Source organism: Desulfobacter sp. UBA2225 (assembly GCF_002348205.1).
Lineage (GTDB): Bacteria > Desulfobacterota > Desulfobacteria > Desulfobacterales > Desulfobacteraceae > Desulfobacter > Desulfobacter postgatei.
In genome coordinates this window covers 1-3,393 of sequence record NZ_DDYV01000135.1, presented here as the reverse complement: position 1 = coordinate 3,393, position 3,393 = coordinate 1, and the positions used below count along the sequence as shown (strand labels likewise).

Sequence of the window (3,393 nt, the reverse complement as noted above, 5' to 3'; positions counted from 1 at the left end):
ACCATTATCCAGGGCATGGGCGAGCTTCACTTGGAAGTATACGTGGAGCGTATGAAGCGAGAATACAACGCCGAGGTAGCCACGGGCCAGCCCAGGGTGGCTTACAGGGAAACCATTACCCAGAGAGCCCCGTTTAACTACACCCACAAAAAACAGACCGGTGGTGCGGGTCAGTTCGGCCGTGTGTCAGGTTTTATTGAACCCTCTGAAGAAGAATTTGAATTTGTAAACAAGGTCACCGGCGGCCGCATTCCCACCCAGTATATCCCGGCCTGTGAAAAAGGCTTTCAGGCCTGCCTTGCAAAGGGCCCGAGCCTTGAATTTCCGGTAACCGGCATCAAGATCACTCTCGAAGACGGTGCCTACCATGCCGTGGACTCATCTGAAATGGCATTTCAGGCAGCAGCCCGCGGCGGTTTTCTTGAAGCTTACAAAAAAGCAAAGCCTGTTATCATGGAACCTATTATGAAGGTGGTTATTGAGACCCCCAATGAGTTCCAGGGTTCCTGCATGGGGCTGATTAATCAGCGCCGCGGCATTATCCAGGGCTCGCAGGAGGAAGGGACCATGTCAGTCATCGAATCCCAGGTTCCGCTGTCCGACATGTTCGGCTTTTCTACGATTCTAAGATCCGCCACCCAGGGCAAGGCTCAGTTCACAATGGAATTTTCTTTATATAAACAGGCTCCCCAGTCCGTGGCAGAGGAAATTGCCAAGAAAAAAGCCGAAGAAAAAGCAGCTAAAAACAAATAAGACCTTTTTGATATAAGAGAGGATATATGCTTAAAAACGACCTCATTTTAAAAAGTCCGGCAGAAAAAACCATTGGCACGAAAAACATTACAGGTGGTCAGTTTGGTGCCGTACTTTCCCGGGCCGGTGTAGGCAAAACCGGATTTCTGGTTCAAATTGCCCTGACACGTCTGCTAAGCGATGAAAAAGTGCTTCATATCAGCCTGGCTGACACGATAGAGAAAATCAACATCAGATATAATGAAGGGTACGCCAGCCTTATCGACAGCATCGGCTATGTTGACGCCCAGGTTGCCGAACGGTTGTGGGATGAGATACGACATCATAAAACAGGAATTGCGTACAACGATTCCACATTTAATGTAAACAAAATCAGAGATTACCTGAACAGTTTTAAGGGAGCTGATCTCCCCCTGCCCACCCTGATGGTCATTGACGGTCTTAATTTTGATACTGACCTTTCAGAGGTGCTTTCTGATTTAAAGCGGCTTAACCGGGATTTCGGCATCTGCATCTGGTTTTCCATGCAAAGCCACAGAGAAGAACCCCTTAACCAGAACGGTTATCCGGTTCAGCTGGAAAATTACGATAAGCTGTTTGACAAGGCTGTATTCCTTGTGACTGCGGAAAATAAAACCCAGGCCATTGTGCTTAAAGACGGAGACAGGGCAGATCAGAAACTTTTGTTGGATCCGGCTACACTGATGCCGGCAGAAGAATAGATTGCCTGTATCAATAATCCCGTCTTGACGGATTAAAATCATTAAAGGCCGCAACACCCGCAATCCGGGGTTGCGGCCTTTGCGTTTTATGGGTATACCCAAGGAGAAGAGGACAAGGCAAGCCTACCTTCGAAAGGGTTTGACCGCATTTTTAGGAACCATTGCGGGCCTTGCCGTCACCCTTTGCGCCACACTTGTTTTTGGAAAAGGAGCCGGTCTTTTAGGACAGACCGGTAATGAGAATATTTTGTTCCAACATGGACTGAAAAATCCTTTCATTTCACTACAAGCTGTATATTATAATGCGATACTATTTTATACTGAAAAAAAGACCGATACGTCCGTTGCACTGGGGAAGGCCGGAAGTCAAAGCAATAATGTGCTGTCTCGTCTGTTTAAAGGCCCGGTTTGCTCCGTTTTGTTTAAATAAATGAAGCACGCGTCTCTATGGCTGTGCGGATAACCTGAGAAATCTCACAAAATATATATGTCAGAATTCGATTATTGGAAGCTGCTTGCGGGACTGGGTATTTTCATGTTTGGTATGCAGCTTCTGGAAATATCTGTAAAGGATTTAAGCGGAAAAGCGTTCCGCAGGATAATCCGGAACTATACCAATACCCGGTTCAAGGCCATTGCCGGAGGCACATTGGTAACTGCTGTTTTGCAGAGCAGTTCTGCGGTCTCGTTGATGGTTCTGGCCTTTGTAGGGGCCGGCGTCATGAGCATGGAAAATGCCATCGGTGTTATTTTAGGTTCCAATATCGGAACCACCCTCACCGCCTGGATTGTGGCCACCCTTGGGTTCAAAGTCAAAATTGAGGTCTTTGCCCTGCCGTTTATCGGCGTTGCCGCTTTTGGATTGATCCTTTTTAAGCCGGGGAGTCGGCTGGCCCATTTAACGCGGCTTCTGGTGGGTTTTGGCTTTCTATTCCTGGGACTGGACTACATGAAAATCAGTGTAGAGGTCTTTGCCAAGGGATTTGATCCGTCACATCTGCACAATCTTCCGCTTTGGGGCTGCCTTTTCATCGGGACTGTCATGACCGCCCTGATGCAGGCCAGCGCCGCTACCATCGCCATCACCCTGGCAGCGCTGAACAGCGGCCTTATGACCTTTGAGATGGGTGCGGCCATGGTCATCGGGGCCAATATCGGCACCACTATTACCATTCTTTTAGGCGCGGCCGGAGGCGCACCTCCCAAAAAACGTGTGGCGGTTGCCCATCTGGTGTTCAACTTTGTCACGGGCATCACCACCTTTGCCGGTCTGCCCCTGATGGTCAGGGCCGTCAAATTGTTTGTGGATGTTTCCACCAACGGGCCGGTCGGCCTGGCGCTGTTCCACTCCTTGTTCAATATCACAGGCGTTTTGTTATTTGTCCCCTTTGTATCTTTCTTCACCCGACTGCTTGTCAAATTTTTGCCTGAACACAGAAAAAACATTAGTGTTTACCTGGCCAATACCCCTGCCGAAGAGACGGAAGCCGCTTGCTTGGCCATGAAAAACGAAGTGATCCACATGTTGCAGGAGTGCCAGCTGTATGCCTTACGGACACTTGCACTGGATGAACAACTGGTGTTTGACGACAGGCTGCCCTTTGAAAAAACCGAGCGTAAACCGTTAACGGGAAAAGAGCTTTTTACCCAGATCGGACGGCTTCACTCCGCTGTGGTGGCCTATTACTCCAGGATTCAAACCCAGACCATGGATGAATCCAGAACAACGGATCTTGACCAGATTATCCTGGCCTCCAGAAACATCATGAATGCGGCCAAGAATTTTCAAGAGATCCGTCCTATCCTGGATGAATTCGAAGTATCGGATTCCGCTTTTTTAAACCGCCAGTACGGACGTTTCAGAAAACGACTGCTCAACTATCTGACAGAGACCTGCACAATAACCGCACATCAGGAT

The 3,393-nt window shown here is 48.7% G+C and carries 3 protein-coding genes and 1 pseudogene; all 4 read left to right on the top strand.

Annotation, left to right across the window (positions count from 1 at the left end; genetic code table 11):
* Window positions 1–753 (top strand): annotated as a pseudogene (gene fusA / locus B3D59_RS07270) (elongation factor G); the annotation flags it as partial.
* Window positions 754–779: 26 nt separating this feature from the next.
* Window positions 780–1,475 (top strand): hypothetical protein, encoded by a 696-nt coding sequence (locus B3D59_RS07265; RefSeq protein ID WP_286818665.1) that lies wholly within the window; start codon window positions 780–782, stop codon window positions 1,473–1,475.
* A 139-nt stretch (window positions 1,476–1,614) separates the two neighbouring features.
* The gene (locus B3D59_RS07260; protein ID WP_286818664.1) at window positions 1,615–1,905 is read left to right on the top strand and encodes a hypothetical protein; all 291 of its coding nucleotides are present in this window, start codon (window positions 1,615–1,617) and stop codon (window positions 1,903–1,905) included.
* Between the two features lie 57 nt (window positions 1,906–1,962).
* Window positions 1,963–3,393 (top strand): Na/Pi cotransporter family protein (locus B3D59_RS07255; RefSeq protein ID WP_286818663.1); only part of this gene is annotated, 1,431 nt, incomplete at its 3' end.

Excerpts from the sequence above, each read along its gene's own strand:
- B3D59_RS07265 (WP_286818665.1), top strand. The coding sequence starts at position 780 with ATGCTTAAAAACGACCTCATTTTAAAAAGTCCGGCAGAAAAAACCATT.